This window comes from Candidatus Neomarinimicrobiota bacterium, from assembly GCA_041862535.1.
Classification (GTDB): Bacteria; Fidelibacterota; Marinisomatia; order SCGC-AAA003-L08; family TS1B11.
The window spans coordinates 1-6,083 of record JBGVTM010000221.1 but is presented as its reverse complement, the minus strand read 5'-3'; the positions used below and the strand labels follow the sequence as shown (position 1 = coordinate 6,083).

The following is a 6,083-nucleotide window of genomic DNA, read 5'->3' as shown; positions in this document are numbered from 1 at the left end:
GTAAATGAACGCGCAAGCCGTAGGGGCGTATTGCAATACACTCCTACCCACGCCTTTTTGATGGCACCCTACACCTGCAGGACGCCGAAGCGGGGGGCGGGCATTTTTGTCTGGTGGTCGCAGAGCTGCAGGCAGCGGATGAGCACCTGGCGGGTCTCTTCGGGCATGATGATTTCATCCACCCACATGCGGGCGGCGGCGTAGCGGGGATCGGACTGGCGGTCATAGCGCGCTTCGACTTCATTCACGATGCGCTGGCGATCCTCCGCGGTGGGATTTTCCATGCGGGCCAGCTGGATGTCGGCCAGGGTATTGGCGGCCTGAGCCCCTCCCATGACTACAATCCTGGCTGTGGGCCAGGCGAACATGAAGCGGGGATCGTAAGCCCGTCCGCAGAGGGCATAATTGCCGGCGCCGTAGCTGCCCCCAATGACAACCGCGATTTTGGGCACCACACTGTTAGACACGGCATTCACCATTTTGGCCCCGTCCTTGGCAATGCCGCCCCACTCGGCAGCCCGGCCGACCATGAACCCGTTCACATCGTGGAAAAAGATCAGCGGGATGCGGTCCTGGTTGCAGTTCATAATGAACCGGGCCGCCTTGTCCGCCGAGTCGGAGTAAATCACACCCCCCATCTGCATTTCCCCCTCGTGGGTACGCTGCACCGTCTTCTGGTTAGCCACGATACCCACCGCGTACCCACCAAGGCGCCCGGTGCCGCAGACCAGCGTTTTGCCGTAGGTGGCCTTATACTCATCAAAGGTGCTGTCATCGAGGATGCGGGCCAGGATTTCCCGGATATCGAATTGGGTGGTCTCGGGGGGATAGAACAAGCCGGGGATATCGCTGAGGGGCTGGCGGGGCTCTACCGGTTCCTTACGCTCAAAGGCCCGTTCCCGGGGCAGGTTGATGGTTGCCAGGATGCTGCGAATGCGCTGAATGGCCGCATCATCATCGGGTTCGTGATAGTCGGCGGTGCCGGAGATAGCGTTGTGGGTGGTGGCACCTCCCAGGGTCTCGGCATCGATTTCCTGTCCGATGGCTGCTTTGACCAGGGCCGGGCCCGCCAGGAACATGTAGGAGCCCTGCACCATAATATACTTATCGCACATGACCGGCAAGTAGGCTCCGCCGGCCACACATGGCCCCATCACCGCTGCAATCTGGGTAATGCCCAGGGCCGAAAGGCGGGCATTGTTATAAAAGATGCGGCCAAAGTGGGCCTCGTCGGGGAAGACCTGATCCTGAAGCGGCAGGAAGACGCCCGCCGAGTCCACCAGGTAGATAATGGGCAGGTGATTCTGCAGGGCGATCTGCTGAGCCTGCAAATTTTTCTTAAGGGTAACTTCGAAATAGGCCCCGGCCTTAACGGTGGCGTCATTGGCCACTACCACGCAGTCATGGCCTTCTACCGTGATAATGCCCACAATAATCCCCGCAGCTGGAGGGGAGCCGTACTCGGCATACATCCCGTAAGCGGCATACAGCCCCAGCTCCATGAAGGGCGTGTCAGGGTCTTTCAAACGGTCGATCCGTTCCCGAGCAGTGAGGCAGCCCTTGCCGTGCTGCCGCTCGATAGCCTTATCCCCACCTCCCTTGCGGATCCGGGCCATTTCACGCTGGTATTCTTCGCGGACCTTTTCGAAGGCCGCCTGGCGCTGGCGGAATTTGTCCTGGGACCAGGTTTTGGCTTCGGTACCGATAATGCTCATATAATAGTTATCCCTCCTGAAGGGTCGCTTCATGTTCAATATAGTAAAAGCTACCAAACGGCCCGGAGGCCAAGCAAGGTAAGTTACGGAGATTCTGCGGGGGTCAGCTTAGGCAGCAGATAATCCTTTACCCAACTGTTTTCAGGATCGATCTCCAGGGCTTTATCGAAGTGACGTTTTGCTGAAGTGGAATCGCCTAGATCGAGCTCGGTAAGTCCCAGCCATCCGTAGGACTCACAATGACCCCAAGCGGGCATAATGGGATAAACGTCTTCCCGGGCAAAGAGCATGGTGGCTTTCTCAAAGGAGGCTTTGGCCAATTCCTTCCCGCCACCGAATACGGCCGGCGTATAGTATTGCGAGGTACCTTGGATGAGGTATACTCGTGGATTGTCCGGGGCCAGGGCCAGGGCGGTTGCGATCAGCTGCCCGGCTTTCGGCCCGTAGAAAAATCCGGTCCACGGCCGCAGGGAAATCTTAAACCCATATAGAGAAGACATGAGGGCAAAGGCATCGCCAAATTCGGGATTCTCCATGGTACTGCTCTTGAGCCGCTTGAGGCCATCATTAACGAACCGCCCGGCAGCTTTTTTATCGTTTATACTGAAGGCGTGGTTACACAGGCGATAATCACAGTAGGCGATATAATAATTCAGCAACCATTCCTGCTCGCCCATGGCCAGCACACGTTCGAAGTAGGCCCTGGCTTCCAACATTCTCCCCTGGTCCCAGCCGGAAACGGCGGCTTCGATCTTATCTTTTCCCTGGACAATATAATCAGCTGGAGTCTGCCCCGACAAACAGGGCACCAGCAAAGCAAGGCCCAGCATAATTGCTCTTATCATTTTGATTCCTTTCCTGCCGCTTTGAAGGATTCGTCAACAGCTGGATCTGAAACCGGCCGGTATCACCGGATAACCACGGTGAAGCCAAAGTAATAATTCCGACCATAGGTACTCTTTAATACCGTCCGTTCTTCATAGTCCGGTGAGTAGATGTAGCCGTAAATATTCTGCCGGTCAAGGAGGTTTGAGACCGCAGCATAAAGCACGAGAAAATTTCCCTCGCCGAACGCGCGGAAGTAGCTCCAGGCAAAATCGAGCCGCTGGATCGGCGGCAAGCGCTCAGAATTCCAGTCCTCCAAAGCGGGCGTATAGGGTTTGCCTGAGGTGTAACGATAGGTCAGACTGGCGGAATTTCGCATCCCGACCTGGCTCTTGAGGGCGGCGGTGAAATTGTGGCGAATATCATAATCGGTGGGTACCAGTCTTGAATGGTCGAGCTCCTCGCGTTCGGAAACCAGGTAGCTGTAGGACAACCAACCGGATATGAGCGGCAAAGTCCCTTTCAGGAATACATCGGCCCCGTAGGCCTGACCGAAGCCCTCGTTGGTGTAGTTCAAAAGGGAATCCGCTACTTCCAGCGGGAGATTATCATAATCCTTGTAGTACAGCTCGAGCCTTAGATTGGTCAACTCGGACTTGAATTCATACCCGGCCACGTAGTGCAGGGCCTGCAACGGCTTCAAATCGGGATTGCCGTAAGCCGGGTCCCGGTATTGAGCCTTCGGATACTGGTGATACAGCCCTGCTGCCAGTTTGAGGATCTGGGTACCAGTCGGGCGATAGCCGATGGAAATGCGCGGAGCCACCGTGAAATCATCACTGCCCTGGAGATAATCGGTACGCAGACCCCCGATTGCAAAGAGCCGGGAACTCATGCTTATTTCGCCTTCCAGATACCATCCGGCATGATAGGTATCATAATCGGTGGCGAAAGTCTGTATCGGTCCGGCGGCCGAGTAGTCATTCTCAAATTCCGGAACGGACCCGCTGATATTGGTGAGCAGGCGATCCACTTCGAATCCGCTGTTGAGCCACAACTTATCCGAGAGCGGGTAGATCAAATCCGTGCGCCATTTTACGAACTGATCAGAGATATCCAGATCCAGGCTGCCAAGTCCGAGTGCTTGATGGAAGAGGTTGCGTGAAACGCTCGACTTGAGCAGCAGGTCCCCGCCAAAGAGGTGCTGCCACTGCAGGTTACTCAGCCAATTGTCAGAGCCGCTGATCAGAGTGCCGTCGAACCGAGGCGCTTCGAAATAGACACCGATATCATCCTGGTTGTAGTAATTCGAGACCTTCAGCTGGCCGCGGTGAGAATAGCGATAAATCAGGCTCAGATTTCCATCCCACGATACGGGCAGGTCTTCGAACCGGTCAATGCCGCCGTTGACTTTAAAAAGGGGCCAGGTATCGGAATAATTGCCGGAGAACCGGAGGCCGAATTTGTTGGGGATAAGCGGCACATCGGCCCCCAGTGAGATGGCCGCCAGCCCCGCACTGAACTGGAGGGTGCGGATATCCGGCAGATCCAAGGACTCCATGGCCAGTACACCGGACAGGGCATTCCCATATTTGGCCGAAAATGCCCCCGATGCAAAGTAGGTACCGGACAGGAGGAACGGACTGATCATACCGAAATAGCCTCCGGTGTCCGATTCATAGCGGTAGGGATGGGACAGGGTAGCCTGGTCCAGCAGGGTAATGGTTTCGGAAACATCACCGCCCCGCACGAACATCCCGGCGCCCTCATCCACCTGGGTCACCCCCGGCAAAGTCTGAATGGCGCGGAAAATATCCGCCGCGGCACCGGCGGTGGTCACCACGTCCATACTGGTGAGGGTCTGACCTTCCTCGTCGGCCATAGTGAAGGAACTGGCGCTCACGGTAATCGGGTCAACTTCAATGAAGGTCACCTGCAGCCGGATGGTCAGGTTTACCGGCTGAGTGGGCGAGACCACCACGGCGATATCCTGGGGTTCATAGCCGATGCAGGAAACCCTCAGGGTCAGGTTTCCAGACCGCGCTGTCTCGATCCGAAAACGGCCGTTTTCATCGGTCATGGCACCTTCAATACTATCCAGGAGAAATACATTGACAGACTGCAAGGGACTGCCGGATTCGTCCTCTACCCGGCCGCTTATTACGCCAACATTTTGAGCTGCCAACGGGAAGCTGCCGAACAGGGCCCAGGCAAGCAGAATTACCGCCATCGAGCAGGGGTTGTTCAAAATATTAACCTTCATCTAATCCTCCGCTTTGCACCCCTGCCTTGTTTACAGGGCAACTTATAAGGAAAGATTGGCTTTGAGGGACTCCAGGTACTTTTCGAATGCGGCGCGACCGGTGCGGGTCAGCCGGCAGGTAGTCCGGGGCCTCTTCCCCACATAGCCTTTCGTCACTTTAATGTATCCAGCAGCCTCCAGTTTGGACAGGTGGGTGCTCAGGTTGCCGTCGGTGGTGCCGATGAGGTCTTTCAGATAAATGAAATCGGCGGCCTCGGCTGCCGCCAGGGCCGACATAATGGCCAGCCGGATACGGGAATGAATAATCGGGTCAAGGTCAGCTATTGACATAAGAGCATTCGAGTTACTTCCAGGAGTGCTTCAGGTAAAAGCCCGGTACCAGGTAGGCTATCACCAGCAGCAGCATGTATAGCCCAATTGGGTTGATCACACTCCCCCAGAAGGCCAGGATCACCGCGCCGATCCACCACACAACACCGGCCCAGACCAGGAGATTCGTTTTCAGGAGAAAGCCGGAGATAAAGACCCCGCACCCCGCCAGAATGAGATTCATGAAATAGGGTGAAAGCCAACCATCCATATAAAGTCCTGCGGGCCGACCAAGAAAATTAACCAGGATGAAGGCAATACCGAGGGCACTCCAGGTCCCGCCAATAGCCATGTCGGCGTAGGTTTTCACCCTCGTCCTACGCGCGAGGCGTTTAATTTTCCAGTAGGAATAGCCCGCGCCGACCACCATAGCAAGGATCCAATCGAGCCAGATATAGCTGTATTTCTCCAGCAGGACTAAGAGCCACATGACCCCAAGCGCTGCCAGCAGGATTACCCCCCAGGCGATGAAGAAATCACCAGATTCGGCGGTCCGTCGCCTGGTATAGGCCAGCATAGCGTTGATAATCCGGATTTCGTCGCCGGCATTAATCTTGTCGGGGTTCATTTGTGCCTCCATATTCAAAGTACTTTGTAATTCAAAGTAATATTACTTACTGCATGGCTTATTGACAAGTACTTTTTTCATGGTAGCAGCAACACCAAATTGGTAACTCTACTCTAACGAAAGTGAATGGTAAGAAATTCCCTGTTATGGATGTCGTTGGAGTTGTATTAAGAGAGAACATGTGCATAAAGGATCACGCTGGAGGACGCATTATTCCGGCGAGATATATGCTTTTAGATACGGCCGTGAGGAATAGCCCCAGGACCGTTTCCGGGGCTCTTTCGCGTTATTTACGTATCAGGGCGCTAATTACAGGCCGAGGAACTCCCGAATGCGGGAGAAA

The 6,083-nt window shown here is 55.3% G+C and carries 5 protein-coding genes; all 5 read right to left on the bottom strand.

Going from position 1 to position 6,083, the window contains the following annotated elements; genetic code table 11:
* Positions 1 to 68: 68 nt before the first annotated feature.
* Positions 69 to 1,715: an acyl-CoA carboxylase subunit beta gene (locus tag ACETWG_08160; protein MFB0516563.1), complete on the bottom strand. Its 1,647-nt coding sequence runs from the start codon at positions 1,713 to 1,715 to the stop codon at positions 69 to 71.
* A gap of 83 nt (positions 1,716 to 1,798) precedes the next feature.
* Positions 1,799 to 2,560, bottom strand: a complete 762-nt coding sequence (locus ACETWG_08155; GenBank protein MFB0516562.1) for a hypothetical protein — start codon at positions 2,558 to 2,560, stop codon at positions 1,799 to 1,801.
* A 62-nt stretch (positions 2,561 to 2,622) separates the two neighbouring features.
* Positions 2,623 to 4,803 carry a TonB-dependent receptor domain-containing protein gene (locus ACETWG_08150; protein ID MFB0516561.1) on the bottom strand — a complete coding sequence of 727 codons (2,181 nt, stop codon included), beginning with the start codon at positions 4,801 to 4,803 and terminating at the stop codon, positions 2,623 to 2,625.
* Positions 4,804 to 4,845: 42 nt separating this feature from the next.
* Positions 4,846 to 5,133: a winged helix-turn-helix domain-containing protein gene (locus ACETWG_08145; GenBank protein ID MFB0516560.1), complete on the bottom strand. Its 288-nt coding sequence runs from the start codon at positions 5,131 to 5,133 to the stop codon at positions 4,846 to 4,848.
* Between the two features lie 13 nt (positions 5,134 to 5,146).
* Positions 5,147 to 5,740: a hypothetical protein gene (locus ACETWG_08140; GenBank protein ID MFB0516559.1), complete on the bottom strand. Its 594-nt coding sequence runs from the start codon at positions 5,738 to 5,740 to the stop codon at positions 5,147 to 5,149.
* Between the last annotated feature and the right edge of the window lie 343 nt (positions 5,741 to 6,083).